At 38.5% G+C, this 18172-nt stretch carries 15 protein-coding genes and 2 pseudogenes; 8 read left to right on the forward strand and 9 right to left on the reverse strand.

Annotated elements, in window-relative coordinates; genetic code table 11:
* Window positions 1-6: 6 nt before the first annotated feature.
* From mdcA to NST13_RS13650, 6 genes are all read left to right on the forward strand, one after another.
* On the forward strand, window positions 7-1665 hold the full coding sequence (gene mdcA, locus NST13_RS13625; protein WP_342580818.1) for a malonate decarboxylase subunit alpha: 1659 nt from the start codon (window positions 7-9) through the stop codon (window positions 1663-1665).
* Between the two features lie 16 nt (window positions 1666-1681).
* Window positions 1682-2527 (forward strand): triphosphoribosyl-dephospho-CoA synthase, encoded by an 846-nt coding sequence (locus NST13_RS13630; RefSeq protein WP_342470510.1) that lies wholly within the window; start codon window positions 1682-1684, stop codon window positions 2525-2527.
* A 17-nt stretch (window positions 2528-2544) separates the two neighbouring features.
* A complete protein-coding gene (locus tag NST13_RS13635; RefSeq protein ID WP_016838819.1) occupies window positions 2545-2856 on the forward strand; it encodes a malonate decarboxylase subunit delta in 312 nt (103 codons plus the stop codon).
* Complete coding sequence (gene mdcD, locus NST13_RS13640; protein WP_342580819.1) at window positions 2834-4519, forward strand: biotin-independent malonate decarboxylase subunit beta; 1686 nt, start codon at window positions 2834-2836, stop codon at window positions 4517-4519. Before NST13_RS13635 ends, mdcD begins: the two co-directional genes overlap by 23 nt.
* The gene (locus tag NST13_RS13645) at window positions 4510-5142 is read left to right on the forward strand and encodes a malonate decarboxylase holo-ACP synthase (protein ID WP_342580820.1); all 633 of its coding nucleotides are present in this window, start codon (window positions 4510-4512) and stop codon (window positions 5140-5142) included. Before mdcD ends, NST13_RS13645 begins: the two co-directional genes overlap by 10 nt.
* 149 nt (window positions 5143-5291) lie before the next feature.
* On the forward strand, window positions 5292-5735 hold the full coding sequence (locus NST13_RS13650; protein WP_342580821.1) for an NUDIX hydrolase: 444 nt from the start codon (window positions 5292-5294) through the stop codon (window positions 5733-5735).
* 329 nt (window positions 5736-6064) lie between these two features.
* Here NST13_RS13650 and NST13_RS13655 read toward each other — a convergent pair whose 3' ends face one another.
* From NST13_RS13655 to NST13_RS13695, 9 genes and pseudogenes are all read right to left on the reverse strand, one after another.
* On the reverse strand, window positions 6065-8611 hold the full coding sequence (locus NST13_RS13655) for a DUF3427 domain-containing protein (protein WP_342580822.1): 2547 nt from the start codon (window positions 8609-8611) through the stop codon (window positions 6065-6067).
* Between the two features lie 16 nt (window positions 8612-8627).
* Window positions 8628-9347: an IS21-like element helper ATPase IstB gene (istB, locus tag NST13_RS13660; RefSeq protein ID WP_013399917.1), complete on the reverse strand. Its 720-nt coding sequence runs from the start codon at window positions 9345-9347 to the stop codon at window positions 8628-8630.
* Window positions 9335-10852 carry an IS21 family transposase gene (istA, locus tag NST13_RS13665; RefSeq protein ID WP_013401401.1) on the reverse strand — a complete coding sequence of 506 codons (1518 nt, stop codon included), beginning with the start codon at window positions 10850-10852 and terminating at the stop codon, window positions 9335-9337. Before istA ends, istB begins: the two co-directional genes overlap by 13 nt.
* Window positions 10853-10988: 136 nt before the next feature.
* A pseudogene (locus NST13_RS13670) lies at window positions 10989-11399 on the reverse strand (DUF3427 domain-containing protein); the annotation flags it as partial.
* 19 nt (window positions 11400-11418) lie between these two features.
* Window positions 11419-11817, reverse strand: a complete 399-nt coding sequence (locus NST13_RS13675) for a (deoxy)nucleoside triphosphate pyrophosphohydrolase (protein ID WP_340704571.1) — start codon at window positions 11815-11817, stop codon at window positions 11419-11421.
* A gap of 231 nt (window positions 11818-12048) precedes the next feature.
* A complete protein-coding gene (locus NST13_RS13680) occupies window positions 12049-13644 on the reverse strand; it encodes an IS66 family transposase (RefSeq protein WP_342580823.1) in 1596 nt (531 codons plus the stop codon).
* Window positions 13645-13693: 49 nt separating this feature from the next.
* Window positions 13694-14050: an IS66 family insertion sequence element accessory protein TnpB gene (gene tnpB, locus NST13_RS13685; protein ID WP_141603366.1), complete on the reverse strand. Its 357-nt coding sequence runs from the start codon at window positions 14048-14050 to the stop codon at window positions 13694-13696.
* Window positions 14040-14366: a hypothetical protein gene (locus NST13_RS13690; protein ID WP_340704077.1), complete on the reverse strand. Its 327-nt coding sequence runs from the start codon at window positions 14364-14366 to the stop codon at window positions 14040-14042. Before NST13_RS13690 ends, tnpB begins: the two co-directional genes overlap by 11 nt.
* 84 nt (window positions 14367-14450) lie before the next feature.
* Window positions 14451-15911 (reverse strand): IS1182 family transposase, encoded by a 1461-nt coding sequence (locus tag NST13_RS13695; protein ID WP_342580824.1) that lies wholly within the window; start codon window positions 15909-15911, stop codon window positions 14451-14453.
* A gap of 220 nt (window positions 15912-16131) precedes the next feature.
* On the opposite strand from NST13_RS13695, the pseudogene NST13_RS13700 reads away from it, so the two are divergent.
* Window positions 16132-17488 (forward strand): annotated as a pseudogene (locus tag NST13_RS13700) (transposase).
* Between the two features lie 237 nt (window positions 17489-17725).
* On the forward strand, window positions 17726-18172 hold the full coding sequence (locus NST13_RS13705) for an SgcJ/EcaC family oxidoreductase (protein ID WP_342580825.1): 447 nt from the start codon (window positions 17726-17728) through the stop codon (window positions 18170-18172).

The following is an 18172-nucleotide window of genomic DNA, read 5'->3' on the forward strand; positions in this document are numbered from 1 at the left end:
TCATAAATGGTGATTTCAAGTGTGGAAATGGAAAGGAAATCTTGGACTACAAGAGTCGAAGCGAAAAAGAAAACGATCGAAAGTGTCCAAGGTCTTGTTGACGGAGTGATTATTCCGACCGAGCGCATAGTAGAAGTTTTGGAGCGCTTAATCAAACCTGGCGATCGGGTGGTACTGGAAGGGAATAACCAAAAGCAAGCTTCGTTTTTATCTAAATCTTTAGTGCAAGTGGATCCGAAAAAAGTTCACGATTTGCACATGATTATTTCAAGCATTTCAAGACCGGAACATTTAGATATATTTGAATATGGAATTGCCAGAAAAATAGATTTTTCTTATGCGGGTCCACAAAGTCTCCGCATCGCTCAAATGATAGAAGACGGAAAAATAGAATTAGGCGACTTGCATACGTATATCGAGCTGTATGGGCGATTGTTTGTAGACTTAATTCCGCAAGTGGCCCTCGTTGCGGCAGATAAGGCGGATCCATACGGAAATCTTTATACCGGCCCAAATACAGAAGAAACGCCGACATTGGTAGAGGCTACTGCGTTCCGAGACGGCATTGTCATTGTGCAAGTAAACGAAATTGTCGATGAGCTGCCTCGTGTTGATATTCCAAGTTCATGGGTGGATTTTGTGGTTGTGGCAGATGAGCCATATGAGCTGGAACCGTTATTTACGAGAGACCCGAGACACATTACAGATATTCAAATTTTACAAGCAATGATGATTATTCGCGGCATTTACGAAAAGCATGGGGTTAAATCGTTAAACCATGGTATCGGCTTTAATACAGCCGCTGTGGAATTGCTGTTGCCAACGTACGGTGAATCATTAGGGTTAAAAGGAAAAATCTGTACAAACTGGGTTTTGAATCCCCACCCAACACTGATTCCAGCAATTGAGTCTGGATGGGTAGAGAGCGTCTATTGTTTCGGCGGCGAGTTAGGGATGGAAAAGTATATTGAAGCAAGAAGAGACATTTTCTTCACAGGAAAAGATGGCAGTCTTCGCTCAAACCGAACTTTAGCCCAACTAGCTGGCCAATATGCAGTGGATTTATTTATTGGCTCCACTTTGCAAATGGATGCTTTAGGAAATTCATCCACTGTAACGAGAGGGCGAGTGGCCGGCTATGGTGGAGCACCGAATATGGGGCATAACCCTGGTGGACGAAGACACGCAACAGATGCTTGGTATAATCTCAAAACTTCTGATGATCCGCTGGCAAGAGGCAAAAAGTTAGTCGTGCAAGTGGCTGAAACATTTCAAGAAGCAAACAAGCCAGTATTTGTTGAATCTCTTGATGCTATTCATGTTAAAGATCAGGCAAAGCTACGAGTGGCGCCAGTGATGATTTATGGAGAAGACGTAACACATATTGTGACGGAGGAAGGAATTGCTTACCTTTACAAATCAGATAGTATGGCTGAAAGACGAGAAATGATTGCGGCGATTGCAGGGGTAACACCGATTGGTATGGAGCATAATCCGAAATCAACTGAAAAATTGCGAGAGAAAGGGCTTATTGCAATGCCTGAAGACTTAGGAATTCGCCGTTCTGATGCCAAACGTTCATTGCTTGCCGCTAAAAATATTGATGAACTCGTGCAATGGTCAGGAGGATTGTACAACCCACCAGCCAGATTCCGCAGTTGGTAAGGAGAGGGAGAGACAAGTGATTGACGTATACCAATTATCATCCACATTAGCTGAATTGGCAGTAGCCTCACTCATTGAGGAAGTCTCGCTAACTCCTAAACCCGGGCTTGTGGACCGAAATGACCAAGGTTCACATGATGATTTGACGTATCAACTGATGATTGAATCAGCGCAAAGTTTACGAGAAACCTTTTATCAAATGGCTTTTGAGTCGTATGGTGAAAAGCCTTCTCAATATTTGCGGGAAAGAATCGGTGAGATTGGCCGGCAAGGCGAAATGAGGATGTTTCAAGTGACAAAGGGCGTCAACACCCATAAAGGAGCCATTTGGTCCCTTGGATTAATAACAGCCGCGGCAGCCATCCATTTTGGAGCGTGCGATGAAGAGACCCTTTGTTTTACTGCGGGTGAAATTGCGCATTACGAAGATCGTTTTATTCCCTTTCAACGGACAAATGGCATGAAGGTGATTCAAAAATATGGAGTTTTGGGTGCGAAGGCGGAGGCACAATTGGGTTTTCCCCACATTCGCCATTACAGTTTGCCGGAATTCAAGTCATCGGTACAACGTTATAATTATGAGATTGCAAAGTTTCGCGCGTTACTGGCGCTCATGGCAAATTTAGATGATACGTGCCTATTGCACCGCGGCGGCATGGAAGGATTAACATTTGCCAAACGGTACGCAAAGAAGGTTCTGAAAAATGGGAATTTAGAAGAACTGGAAGACATGAATGAGCAATTTGTGAAGCGGCATTTATCGCCGGGAGGGAGCGCTGATTTACTGGCCGCCACCATTTATATCTATAAAATTTGTCAAACGCAATATGCACATCAAATGGCAGTTGTCACAACCAGCTAAAAAAGGGGAGAGGTAGAGTGGAGAAGTTCACATATTCGTTTCCAGCAACAAAGAAAATTACAAATCGAGCCCATGTTGGCGTTGTCGGATCAGGTGATTTGGAAGTGCTTGTGGAACCGACTGATGATAATCAAGCAGTATTTGAAATTCGTACGGGGATTACGGGCTTCCAAGATACGTGGAAAAAAGTCATCGAGCGTTTTGTCAGCCTAAATGATGTTTCAGCCCGCATTACGATTAACGATTTCGGGGCAACGCCGGGAATCGTTTCCCTTCGTTTGGCACAAGCAGTGGAGGTGAGTGGAAATGGTAAAGGTTATGACGAATAGTTTAGTAGAAAGTTTTGCGCGGGAAAGGGCATTCCAGCTGCTGGACCAAGGAAGCGCTTATGAAATTTTAGGCCCTTTTGATCGGTTTGGGTCTCCGCATTTGGAAAAACAAAACATCGTCCCTCAATTTGATGATGGCATGATTATTGTAAAAGGAAAACTGAATGGCAATGATGCCGTCGTGATCTCCATTGAAGGAAAATTCCAGGGCGGCGGAATTGGGGAAGTGTCGGGAGCCAAGTTCGCAGGCACATTGGAAAAAGTCTTAAAAGAATGCAAGAAGGGCAATAGGATATACCCTATTATCATTTACGATACAGGTGGAGTGCGTTTGCAAGAAGCGAATTACGGCTTGCTCTCCATTGCGGAAATCAGTGCGGCCATCGTGGAATTGCGAGAGTATGTGCCTGTTGTCGGCATCATTCCAGGAAAAATCGGATCGTTTGGCGGCATGTCGTTAACAGCGGGACTATGCAGTGCATTGATTATGACGCGGGAAGGCCGATTGGGAATGAACGGACCGGAAGTCATCCAGCAAGAAGCGGGCATTCGGGAACTGGATTCCAAAAATAACCCATTGATATGGAAAATGATTGGTGGAGCAGCACGCAAAGAAGCTGGATTGATTGATATTTTGGTGGAAGATGATGTACAGAACTTTAAAGAAGCGATTTTGAGCGTTTGGAACGGAGAAATTGAACTCAAAAATAGAACAAAACAAATTGATTATTATTTATCGTTATATAAATCTTGTACATTGGAAGAAAGAATATTGCCAGAAGTTGCAAGGGAATTGTTAGCGGCAGGAACTGAAAGGCAAAATACAGAATTGCCGGTTCCAACAGAAGTTGTACAAAGCACAGGGAGAAAGTGGTTCGACTTATTAACGGATGGGAAGCCGTCCATAAGTGAAGTTCCGTCGGTATTAGTAGCAGATACAGCGATAAATGGCATCAAAGCACGCGTCATTGCGGTTGTACCAAATCCGGAAAGCATTTATTACCGTGCCCGGAAAGGGGAAGTTGGTTTATTGGAAGGATGGACCATCGCAAAATATGTGCAGCAGGCGATTGATGAGGACTGCGATGCAGCCGAAAAACGGCTAATTATTCCGATTGTCGATGTACCAAGCCAAGCCTTTGGTTATCATGAAGAATTGCTCGGCCTTTATTTGGCTTGTTCCGCGGCAATCGATGCTTATGCAACAGCGAGACTTGCAGGGCATCCAATTGTGACGGCGATTGTTGGAAATGCGATTTCCGGGGCGTTCTTGTCCCACGGCATGCAAGGGAACCGATTAATCGCTTTAAATGATGATGGCGTCAACGTCCATGTGATGTCGAAAAAGTCGGCGGCAATCATCACGATGCGTTCCATCGAAGAACTGGATGAAGCAGCGAAGGAAGTTCCGGCGATGGCTTATGATATCCAGTCCTTCAATCAACTGGGAGCTCTTTATCAATTGTTGGATGGCGTTAATGCGAAAAATCCAAACGAGGAAGACAAAAAGGTGGTAATGGATGCCATTATCGATGCATATCACGACATTCAAAAGCACAATGCCCGGGATTTATCTTGTCGGTTAACATCTGAAATTGCGCGAAACGGCGGCAGAGCGGCTTCGATTAAGGTAAGAGAGATGATTGAGGCGCAATGGAATTGAAGGTACATGATATTGTGAAATGGGAAAGCATTGATCATCTCGAAAAAACAACGCCGATTCCGGATTGGGTGTATGATGCACCGGCAGCCAAAAACTATGGGGTAGTCAGAAGAATGCCGATTATGAACGGTATGGTTCCCATCGGTTTGCGCGGCAGTACAAGGGAACAGCGCTTCGGAACGTTTATTCATCAAAGCCATATTGTAGAAGTGATGACGCCTGTGGATTTAGTGGATCGAATTGAAGGATATGCCAATGAAATCCACCTTCCCCCTTTGAAAAAGATAAAAGAGGCTTTTGAGCAATTCAACTTGCGATGGGGGCCGACTGGAAGCGTCGGATTTGAGCTCGCAACGGGTATTTCGGTGACGACAGAAAGAAGCGATATTGACGTATGCATTTATATGGATGCAATCGATCGGGAATTGCTGGCGGAAGCAGGGAAGTTTTTGGAAACGTTAGGGCGAAGAATCGACGTACAGGTTGAATTGGCTTCGGTCGGTGCGTTTTTATTAAACGACTTTTTAAAGCATGAAAAATCAGGGTTTGTGCTAAGAACGCCATTTGGCCCCCAATTATGCACGACAGTGGAAAACCGAATTCGATTGCTTGTAAATCATTAAAAGAGATGCGAAGGCGTCTCTTTTTTTATTGCAACTCAATCACTTCACAAAACGGGATAATAGGGTCACAATAAGAGAAAAGGCATGTTGGTATAAGCGTAAATGCAAGAAAAAAATAGGAATGGAAATAATCGAACAGGAGACATGTGATGGAATACTATAAATTTTTAAGACAGTATGTTGGGACAAAACCGTTAATTTTACCGGGATCGGTAGTGATCATCTGCAACGAAAAAGGAGAAGTGCTGTTGCAAAAACGGCCAGAAGGTAGATGGGGGCTTCCAGGAGGATTAATGGAGCTGTGGGAAAGCTTTGAAGAAGTGGCGGAGCGGGAAGTGCGAGAAGAAATCGGTTTGGAAATCCGAAACTTAAAACTCCTTCACGTTTTCTCAGGGAAGGAATTTTACACCAAAACCCCAAACGGCGATGAGTTTTATAGCGTTACAGCGGTATTTTATACGAATGAATTCGAAGGAACCCTGCAATGCCAACCCTCCGAAACCCTCGAAGTTCGTTTCTTCCACCCAAACAACCTCCCCGACAACATGGTAGGGAGTCATAGGAGGTTTGTTCAGTTATTTGTAAAATCTTAATAGAAAAAAGTATGATAAGCTTTTGCTATTTAATTAAAAACTATTAAATCATCTAAGACTTCACAACCTTAAAGAAGGTCAAGAATAGACGTTCTTTAAGGTTGTGAAAAAAGAAAATTTGATGATCAACTCAGTATGGGAGAATTCATACAGATGAGAAGATAAAAAAGAAAAGCTAGGTAAAAATAAAAGAGACCCTTTAAGGGTCAACTGGAAAAGTAGTGCGGTTGGCGAATTATTCGATGTCACTCTAGGGAGGCAGTAATAAAGGTTTCTAGCTATAGAACAAACCACCCGTTTACACGGGGAGGTTTGGATTTTAAGAGAGTTTATTCTTCCACTAAATAATGATAAACATCATACTTAACTGGTCGTTCCAAAATCAAATTCATTGAAACTACTGGAAGAGTTTTACCGTTATCATCCATCATCTCTTCATTCTTTGCACTATTTTCTGCAATATCTACTTCGCCTAAGTAGTAAAAATCTGTACCCTCTCCATCATCTTTCTTTATAAATAGATAAATTTTCATACCATTTTCTTTATAAGATAAGATATTTTTTACTTCTTTAGAGTTCAAAGTCAAACGATTACGAGTAAACCATCGAAACAGTTCTGGAGAGAGGAATTCATCCCCATATGCTTGACTTGATTCCACATTATCTTTCTTGTGATATGTTACAAATATAGGACAGGTATTGTATTTTGCTCGATAACCATATATTGTTGATGAATCGTCATGAGGCCAGTTTAATAGCTTACATACATCACGTCGGGAGTATTTTTCATATAACGTTAAAGGTTGTGTTTTATCATATTTTTGGTTCTTAATGTATCCGCATTTCACGATATCTACAATTAATTTTCTAAAATAATTATTATGCAGACATTCTTGAATATCACTATTAAAATTATATTTTCCGTTATCCATTTCAATAATTGGTTTTAAACCGTACTTTTCAATATCTTTTTGTGTAAAGAATTTCAATGAAAAAATGGTTTCTACAGAATTAATTGTTGCTTCATCAACGTAAGTACCGAATTCTTTTAATTTCTTAATATAATTTTGTTTTAAAACGGAATCGCTTTCAAGTAACAATTCAATTAAAATGATTTCATGAATTCTTTTTCCATTTATAAATTCTTTTGAAAACATTGTAAGTACAGATTGTTCGTAATCGGAAAGATTCGGTACATCTTCTTTCATTTTTAATAAGAAAGAGTGATAGTTATCAGAAGATTTAATGATCACTTCAGGATCTATTGAGTTTTGTAGAATAAAATCATATAAGGTTGGGATTCTACCAATACGATTTTTTAATTCCATATAGGCTTCTCGTAACATTTTTAATGTTGATAAATTTGTATTGTTTATAGATTCGAAAATGCGTTTCTTTGCAATTTCTTCAAAGTTAATGGTAGAAACTCCACTGATATAATCAGTATTAACAGTTTTTCGTCGAATATTATCTTTATTTAATGATTGATCTCCTGATAAAGCAATAGGAATTAAATAGTTATTTTTATAGTTTCCAATAAAGTCGATAATTGTAACATAGTCTTTCGATGGATGTTTACGTAAACCGCGACCTAATTGCTGAATAAAAATAATGCTTGATTGAGTTTGACGAAGCATAACAATCTGATTTAAGAAGGGGATATCTATACCTTCGTTAAATATATCTACAGTTACTATGTATTCTAATTCGCCTTTTTCTAATTTTTCGATTGCTTTCTCACGTTCTTCTTGTGTGTTATCCCCAGTTAGTGCAATTGTTTTTAAGCCTCTAGCATTTAAAGCCGTTGAAAGATTGTGAGCTTCTTCTTTTGAACTACAGAACATAAGTCCTTTTACGCTATCACCGGAATAACCGTAGTAATTTATTTTTTCAATAATATGATGAACTCTTTCATTAGATGTAAGTTTTCTTAAATCGGAAGTATCGTCAATTAACTCACCATTTTTTTCATAGTCTATAACACCGAAGTAATGGAAAGGGCATAACATATCTTCTGCTAAAGCAGCTTGTAATCGTATTTCGTAAGCAATGTTGTAATCAAATAATTCATATATATTGAAGTTGTCTGTCCGTTCAGGCGTTGCTGTCATACCAAGCATAAATTTAGGAGTAAAATAATTAATTACTTTTAAGTAAGATGCTGCTCCGGCTTTATGTACTTCATCAATTAAAATATAATCAAAATAGTCTTGCTCAAATAGTTTGAGATAAGAATCTTTTGAAATTGTTTGAATAGTGGCGAATAAGTATTTAGCATTTATATCTTTTGAATTTCCTGAAAGTATACCAAAGTCTTCTTCTTGTCCACCAAGGATTTTTTTATAATCTTGCATGGCTTTCTTTAAAATTTGTTCTCGATGTACAATAAACAACATTCTGTTTGGTGCAAAATTTCGGACGTCAAAAGCAGACAAATAGGTTTTTCCTGTACCAGTTGCAGAGATAATTAATCCTTTTTTTGCACCAGTTTCTCGTAATTTTTTTAATTCCTTTAATGCTGCCGATTGCATTTTATTTGGTTTAATTGATAGGCTTTCAGCTAAAGAATTAGTTAAATATGTTGTGTTCAGCTCTAGAACATTTGAAGATTTTGAAGAAACAAAAGGTTTTAATTGGTAAATTTGTTTGTAATCATTAATCCATTCGTTAGTTAGTTGAGTTCCTTCATTCCAAGCAACTTCAAATTGATTTTTAAAGTGATTGATAATTTCCCCATTTTCTAAAGACGTTAAAAAAACGTTCCATTCGTAGTTCGTTTTTAATGCTCTATCGGTTAAGTTAGAACTACCAACTATAAGGGTGTTTTTGGCAAGTAGAAAATGTATGAAATGGCAATTAAAAATGCATACATACACTTGCCAAATTCCATGGTTAACGTTGAGAGATTGAGTCTTTGTATCGGTGACTTTCACCATTGAAGATGATTAAATGAGAATGATGAATCAGCCGATCAATGACGGCCTCTGTTAAAATGGGATCGCCAAAGACATTATTCCATTGGCTAAACGGTAAATTGGTTGTCACAATGATGCTTTTGGTTTCATAACACATGGAAATAACTTGAAATAATAACTCTGCCCCCTGTTTATGCAATGGAATATAGCCCAATTCATCAAGAATCAAGAGATCCAACTTTTCGATTTGATTGAGAAATTTACCAAGGTCACCTTTTTCATTGGCCTCCAATAAAGCATTGACAATGGAGGCGGCCGTATAGAACTTCACTCTTTTTCCTTGTTTTTTCATCAAATTGAGGGCGATGAGAGTGGAAAGGAATGTTTTACCGGTTCCCACTCCGCCATAGAAGATAAGGTTTTCCTGATTTTTCGTAAACTCACCTTCTAAAATATAATCTTTTGTGATGCCTGGGGCTAGTTGAATCTCCCGCCAATCATAAGGTTTATTTGGAATTTTCGGCAATGTCGCCTGTTTTAGTAGTAAATTTATCCTTCTCTCATCTCGATGCTGCACTTCTCGTTCAAACAGCTTCAGTAAAAATTCCTCATTTGTTTCCGCATGGATGGTATGGTAATTGGCTGGAATCCAGCTTAATTTTAGTCTTTTGGCATATTCCTTAATCATTTGTTCCATGATGCCACATCTCCTTGGGATTCGAATAGGCGGTCATAATGCCTTACTCCTCGGATGGCTTCCGGCATATCTGGAACGTGTTTTTTCGGTTGAATTGGCTCTCGTATACCTCTTCCATTGATTAATTGATAAAATACCTGTTTAATCGATTCTACTTTCGGATGACCATACTGGGAGGCAATCCTCAAAGCCTGTGTCGAAACTTCGAAATCATGTTCTTTTAGTAAAACAGCTAGTAGTTGTAATGCTTCCTTCTTTTCTTGAACGGTACAATTGGAAAAATAATTTTTCCATTCTTCCGGCATCTTTTCATAGAAATCCGTATATTTTAATGCATTTGGCCTTTTGGCCATTAACGTAAGATATGGTTGCCATTTCATTGATTTTTGTTTTGTGCCATATAAACGCTCGTGCTTGATAATCAGCTCATGCTCTTCTGTTAAAATGGCAATCTCATGATAAGAGATCTTTGCCAAAACCTTTTGTTTGGCAAAACGGGGAGACGTGGAATATAAATTGTTTTCTAAATGGATGAAACCGTACTTATCAGCCGTGACCTGCTCATATCGGACACATTCAAATTCTTTGGCTGGTAATTGAAGAAATAACGCTTGTTCTTCTTCAAATAATTCAGCGATGAGTCGCTCCTTCTCATAATGCGGACGATTCCAGTCCTTCTCACATTTCTCCCATAAAGATTCATTAAAACTTTCTAGTTGATAGATTGTTTGTTCAGGTAAAAAGAAATTGTTTCGAATATATTTCACCTTTGATTCGACATTCCCTTTTTCATTTCCGCTGGCTGGGTTGCAGAACTCGCATTCAAAGCCATAATGTAAAACGAATCGTTGAAATGTCTCTGTCAATTCTCTTTCTCCGTTTGGCAAGATCGTTTTTACTGCAGGGGAGAGATTATCAAAACGAATGACCCTTGGAACCCTTCCCATATAGTGAAAGATTCGTTTTAATCCTTCCAAGAAACATTCTTGATTTTGAGCTGGCATGACTTGCACATAGGCCGCATTACTGTAAGGGAATGAAACGACCAGGTAAGGAAAATCGACGTATTTCCCCTGATAGAGAAAAGGAGCTTCTCCAAAATCAACTTGAGCCGTTGCAGGTTTCGATTCTAAAGGTAACGCAGCTGGTTCACTTTGTTCGAGCAGTTCTTGTTTTCTTTTTGATACATAGAGCCGAACAGAACGATCTGAACCTGTAAATCCATATTCTTCTTTTAAGATTTCATACATTCGTTTCGCAGTTCTTCGATATTTTTTCTTCTTTGTCAAGTCCTCTTTAATCCATTGATCCAATATCGGTTTCACTGGATCCATCACTTTCGCTTTTCTCGTTTGTTTAACTTTTGAGGGATTGAAGTCTTCCATTTCCGCATACTTCTTCACTGTTCTTGGATCACGATTCATTCTTTTGGCAATATCGGAATAGGAACATCCTTTTTGGTTTGCTTCATATCTGATATAATGAATTTCAGCCACTGCTAACATCTCCTTGAATACCTCCCGTTGAACTGTTTTGTCCAACTAGGAGGGTAGTGTATTTGGGGAATGTTGGCAAGTGGTTTTTTGTTTTATAGGACCTGCATAAATTAATTGCCAAACGTTACATTTTTAGTTTGCCATAAACAATAAGGGAGTAATAGTCTTGATGTTCAAATATGTAACCTTTTGCGTGAAAATCTTTCTCGTTTGTTATTCGCACTTCAACATTTTCTAGTTTTAATAATTCTTTAAACATTTTTGGTTGATTAAAATTTAGGAAAGTAGAGGTAAGAATCCTACCTTTAATACCTTTTTGTTTTAAGTCATAAAGCATTGTTTTTAATGTAGCAAGACCACCTTCAGTAATGAAGGCAACAGAAAAATAAAACGTTTTACATGTTTTTAATTCTTGTAGTAAAGTTGACAAAACAGTTTCTTGTTTTTTGTTTGTTAGTAGTTTAGGTTTGAATTGAGCAGTAACGGGTTTATTTTTATCAATGAATCCTTTGTATAGGGAATTTTCGATTTTTTTTAATAATTGTTGTTGATTCATTTCATTACCTCCACATTATTTACAATTGTTCTCTTGCTATCTTTTTAACAGCCGGTATATCTGCAGGAGCAAAGTTGAGTTTTTCAATGTCTTTACGAGAAACCCATTTAGTTTCAGCGTGTTCTCGTGCTATAGGTTCTCCTTTGATTAGTTTCGCCATATACGTTTCCAAACGAACAATTACTTTTTCATATTCGTAGGTTGTGTCTTCAACCTTCTGCCCTACTTTTATTAAACAATTAAATTCTTCCTTAATTTCTCGAGCTAAAGCTTGTTCAGGTGTTTCATTCTCCTCTATTTTTCCGCCTGGAAATTCCCAATAGTTTGGTAAAGTCATTTCAGGCCCTCTTAAAGCACAAAAAATTTCATTTCTTTCATTTTCAATAATTGCTCCTACTACATGGACTTTCTTTTTCATAAGTATTATCACCTTTAAATTTTTTAGTAAATAATATTTTAATTATACTAAATGAATATTGAGATATTAATATTAGATAGTAGAATAAAACAGTGTTGTGTTTACATATGAGTTAACTTCATAATTCTCACGGGCTTGTCTAAAAAGTCCATAAAAACAGAGCGAATGGAGAAAACAATGTAAGCGTAAAATAACGCCCACGTGTTTTTTCGTGGGCGTTTATTATATGCTCTATTTAGTTTTATTTGGTACGCGACATTCTTCTGGAATTGTCTTCGACCAGGGAAGGAGTTGATCGATGGCTTCTACATCATTGTGATCTATCAATGGTAATTGTTCGAAAAGATAGGTTAAGTAGTTCAATGGATTTAATTGATTCTCTTTAGCTGTTTCGACAATGCTATAAATAATAGCGCTGGCTGATGCACCTTTCATCGATTGTGCAAATAGCCATGCCTTCCGGCCCATCACGAATGGTTTAATCGATCGTTCCGCACGATTATTATCGATTTCAAGTCGACCATCTTCTAAAAACACTATGAGCTTACTCCATTGATTTATACAATATGTAATTGCCTCTCCCAATTTGCTTTTTGGGGGAACTTGAGGGCGTTTTGTTTTTAGCCATGCCAAAAAAGCGTCTAACACAGGTTTACTGTGTTCAAGACGGTATTCTTTGCGCTGTTCGGGAGTACAGTTCTCAAATTTTTCACTGATTTGTCTTTCAATCTGGAATAATTGATTACAGAATTGAATTCCTTCTGCAGCGGTTGATGATGTTTTATCCACATTGGCTGGTAATGCCTTCAGTGCTTCATCGAATTTTCGCCTTGCATGTGCCCAACACCCTACCAGTTCGACATCCTTTAATTCATGATATCCTGCATATCCATCTACATGCAGATATCCCTTAAATCCTTTTAGAAAAGCCTTCGGATGTTTACTGTGACGAGTCGTTTGATAATCATATAAGATGATTGGCGGTACGTCTCGTCCTGTTCGATACATCCACATATAAGACTTCGAATCCGCTTTTCGTCCAGGTTCTGCTAGAACTTGAAGTGTAGTTTCATCCGCATGTAGAATATCGTTTTCGAGTAATAGCTCATGCATCCGTTTATATAGAATGGAAAGCCAATTGGTTGCACCATAAATCATCCAGTTGGCGAGCGTTTGGCGTGATAAATACACACCGAATCGTTCCAACTGCTTTTCTTGACGATAAAGAGGCATTCCTTCCACGTATTTTTGGTTCATGATATAGGCCATAGCCGATGCAGATGCCAAACTTTTTGGGTAAATTGGTGTTGGCATTTTGGCTGTGACAATCGGTGTCTCGATTCCTTCCCGTTCACATTGACGGCAACTGTAAATATGTTGAACATGCTCAACGACTTTTACTTGAGCAGGAATAATCTTGATTTCTCTTCGTATTTCCGTACTCATTTCGTGTACGGTTCCACCGCAACACAAACAAACCTGCTCTTCTTCGGCTAAACGATAGTGAATCGTTTCCGTCGGCAAGTTCTCTAGTTTCGCATCGCGTTGTCCTACAGACTTCTTCCGTTTATAAGTAATGGTTTCAAGTGTAGGTTCTTCCACTTCTGCATCCGCTGTGATTTCAGCTTCATTAAAAAGAGGAAGTTCGAGTTGATCCGGATTCGTTTTTTCACTGGAAGCCCCAAATTTTTTATGTTGGCTAAGGCGGAATTGTTCTTCCAACCATTTGATTTTAGCCTGTAAGGCTTCATTTTGTTTTTTGAGTTCCGCATTTCTCGCTTGCAGTTCTTCAATTGTTGATTCATTGGTTTGTTTGTGTTTGTTCATAAGTTAAAGAATAAAGGAAAGGAATTGACAGGTCAATGTCAAATTCCTTTTAAACCATGATTTTAGCTGATACTTGTTCATGTGCTTGTTTTTGTTCAAATGAAAGACCATCGAGCAACCAACTGAATTGGCGGGGAGTGATGCACAAAGGGCCGGGAGTTCTTTCATCAGGCCATTGAAAGACCCCTTTCTCTAAACGACGATAGTACAACCAAAACCCATTGTGATCCCAATGGAGAATTTTCAATTTATCTCGTTTCCGATTACAGAAAACAAAGAGATTAGAAGAGAAAGGATTTAACTGAAAGCTCATTTGAATAATGGCTGCTAATCCATCAATCGACTTGCGTAAATCCGTTGCCCCCGCTGCTAAATAAACATGTTGAATGGGTGTTTTACTTAACATGTGTTTTCAGCACCTGAACCACTTCGTTGAAAAGGAGTGGATTGAAACCTTCTTTTACTTCGATGGAAAATTCCCCAATGTTAACGATGAGCGGGGAGTTTTTTTCATCCAACGGATGGGATACTTCAACAGTTAGCCATTGAGGGGAAGTCCGTGAAGTTTCAGTTGTCTCTAACTCTAGTCTTTTCATCCATTTATACATACTTTGATGACCTACTTGATTTTGTTTGCACCAAGCTTTTATACTTGACTCTCCACTAGATCGATAAGATTCGATTCGTTGTTGCCACAATTGTTTTCGTTCATCTGGGGACATAAAAATAAAAACCTCCTAACTTTTGATGTTGATCTAATTATCACAAAACATCAAAAGGGTTAGAAGGTGTGGGATATTTGGCGCTTACAAAACAATGAGTTTTTCCATTCGCTCTGTTTCCTTATTTTTGAAATTGGTTTGGGAATTTGCGGCCCATTTCAGTATGTTGTGGGCCATTGCCACAATCCCGAATTCTGTTCGGACTTTATGAAGCCCCCGTAACAGAAATCGAGTGAAACGCAAATTGCCCTTGATGTTCCCGAACACACTTTCGACATCCACTTTACGCTTCGCATTTTGTACTTTTGATAAATCCTTTTTAAACTTTTTACTTTGTTCCTTCAAATAGGTTTGGTATGGGGCTAATAATTCAAAACGAGGTTCTTTTTCTTCGCCAATCGCATATAAATAGTTTTCTTCACTCGCATATCCTGCATCGGCAATGACATACTTGAGTTTCTTTTCCTTCGGTATCGATTCCAATAACTTTTCCATAAATGGTTGGAAACAGCGAGTATCTCCTGGATTTTGATAAATTTCAAATCCCACGATAAATTGATGTTGTGTGGCGAGTTGAACATTATAACCCGCCTTGAGTTGGCCGTTTTTCATATGGTCCTCTTTCATTCGCATAAAAGTGGCCTCATGGTCGGTTTTCGAGTAGCTATTTCGTTCACCTAGAATCTGTTTTTGTACTTTGTATTTTCGTAATCGTGGAAGATAATCCGTTTGAATCGTTTTCAGTTGTTTGGTGAGTTGGGATTTTTTAGAGCGAAGTTCTTTTTTTCTTTCTTTGTCTTCTTCCTGTTTATAATCTTTTTCCAAAGCTTCTATTCTCTCAGAAAGTTGTGCCGATGATTTTTCTAATTCTTCTTCTAATTGTTCTTCTTTTAATTCCTCCAAGGCGATTTGGTGCGCTTCTTGTAGAAACGATTGAATTTTGGCTCGTAGTTTCTGATCATATTTTTCTACGGATTTTCGCCATACAAACGTATATTTGTTGGCATTCGCTTCTATTTTCGTACCATCCACAAAAATATGGTCGAGGTCGATAAATCCTTGTTCTACTAGTTGAAGGACAAATTGTTCAAATACAGAATCCATCATGTTTGACATACGAACACTACGAAAATCATTTATTGTGCGATGGTCAGGGGTTTGCAATCCCGCCAACCACATCATCGGAAGATTTTCTTTCACCATTTGCGCCATTTTCCGACTTGAATAAACGTTTTGAGTGTACGCATATAAAATCACTTTCAATAACATTTTAGGGTGATAGGGTGCACGACCCCCACCAACATAATGAGTATACAACACTTCATCCGGAATCGATTCCACCATTTCATCCACTAAACGGGCGACATGATTTTCAGGAATATACATTTCGATATCTAAAATGCTCATGACTTGACGATTGCAATAAGGTTGGAAAACTAGTTTTTTGCGTTTCTTGTTCTTTTGAACCTCTATTTTTTGAATACCCTCTAGAGTCATTTCTAATTGCGTGTTATAATTTTCTTGAATAGTCATTTGATTATTCATAAAAAATCGTCCTTTCTTTAGAATGTTTTTTGGTCAATTTCATTCTATAAAAAAGGACGATTTTTTTGTACCCTAAAAACAGAAAAAAGGGCTGAGCCGAAGGTCGATTCAATCGACTTTTCGGACAGCCCCATTCAAGACAATAAAAAATGGGTACCTCCCCAAATTTCGTTATAATGGTAGGTAACTAAACAAACCATACGAAAGAGGTGAGTACCCTATGACTATTGTAAAACAAATTTCTCTTTTTGACATCCATCAATTATTAGTAATGGAAAGTTCCCATCGTTATGATGCCATTTTTAGTGTGATTGACATTCAACCTATTTTTCAATTGTTTTCTAAAAAGACATTGAAAGGTGCACCACGTGAATTGAATTATGGTGCAATGATTCAATCGCTGATTATACGTATTGTCGAACGAATTCCAACAATGAAGGATTTAGTCAAACGTTTGGTCCATGATCCTTTATTTCGTTTCGACTGTGGATTCCTTGTGTCTGATGTCGTACCATCTGAAAGCTCTTATTCACGCATGATTCAAGTCATTGGTGAATCAGATGTGCTAGATAAAATGAACGATACACTCATCAAAACAGCGATGTTGGAAGGCTTTCTACATGATGAACATGTCGCCATCGATGCGAGTCACTTTGAAGCTCGTGATGCTTTCACACCATCAGAAAAGAAAGCACCTAAAACTCCTAAAAAACGTGGTCGTAAAACGAAAGCTGAACGAGCTGTTTGGTTAGCCGAACAAGTAGAGAAAAAAGGAAATCAATCAACCTATGAAAAAGAACTGAAAGAACAGCTGGATATCCCATTAGAAACCCTTTGGAAGGATGTACCGATTGAGCCAAAATGGGGTGTGAAAAAAGAATAGTAAAGGAAAAAATACATTCTGGTTTGGTTATAAAGCCCATTTAGCTGTTTCGACGAAAAGTCAATATATCATCACTCGTTTGATGTCCTCAAGTAATTGAAGTGATTGTAAAGCTGCGATTCCATTATTGAAAAAACTTCATCACTTCGGAAACGGTCAATTTACAATCGCTATATTTGATGCTGGTTATGATGTTGAACCTATTTACCGTCAAGCCGTATCACAGTCCATGCGAGTCGTGATTCCTTACAACGTTCGCCGAGAAGGAGAATATATAGGATTCGATGAACATTTTCGTCCAACCTGTGTGCGTGAACATAGTTACCAATATGACAGCTTTGACGCTAAGTACAATACATTAAAATTCACACGTCCAAAGGAATGTGCAACTTGCCCATTACGAGAAGACACCCTTTGCCAAAAAGTTTTCAAAATCAAATGTGATATAGATATCCGTAAATTTACCTATCCAGCACGTGGGACAGAACGATGGAAACAGCTTTATCAAGAATGTACAGCAGTCGAACGCGTTAACGCTTATTTAAAGGAATACTTTCAATTAAACAATGTCCGTCATCGTACAGGAAAGAAAGCAAAAATGCATTTCAATCTGGTGACGTTAATTTATAATACCTGCAAACTAGCAGTTGATCGAATCAATGCTTTATTACAGCAACAAAACCAAGTTGCATAATTAAAAAAAAAACGAAGTTTTTAGTATAGGGGTACTCTATACTTCAGAAAAACTATGATTTATGAAATTGATTCAATTAAGAATATTTTTAATTAGATTATTCTCATTTATGCTTTATAATGAAAATCTATGTTTTATGTCGAAAAAACTACATTTTTCGATTATTATTAAGCCATAGAAAAAAGTGAAATAAGTGTTGGAAGGGTAATAGTTACATTTGTTCACTATTTAGGAGGAATGACTTTGTCCAGCAAACAAGAAATCCAAAAACTATACGAAAAACTGATTGATGCATGGAATCGGCGGGATGCGGATGGAATGGCGGAGTTGTTTGGGGAAGAAGGGGTGCAGATCGGATTCGATGGAAGCATCGCGACCGGCAGGGAGGAGATTCTCTCGCATCTTGCACCCATTTTTGATAGCCATCCAACGGCTCCTTATATTACGAAAATCAAAGAAATCTGTTTTTTAGGGGCAGACGTTGCCTTTTTGCGTGCCATTGCCGGGATGGTGCCACCAGGGGAGTCCGATATCGAACCTGCCGTCAATGCCCATCAGACGCTTGTCGCGGTGAAAAAGGACGATGTCTGGTATATTGAATTATTTCAAAACACTCCAGCCCAGTTCCATGGAAGACCGGAATTGGTGGAAGAAATGACTAAAGAGTTGAGGGAATCGCTTTAA

This window comes from Ureibacillus sp. FSL W7-1570 (assembly GCF_038593265.1).
GTDB lineage: Bacteria > Bacillota > Bacilli > Bacillales_A > Planococcaceae > Ureibacillus > Ureibacillus suwonensis.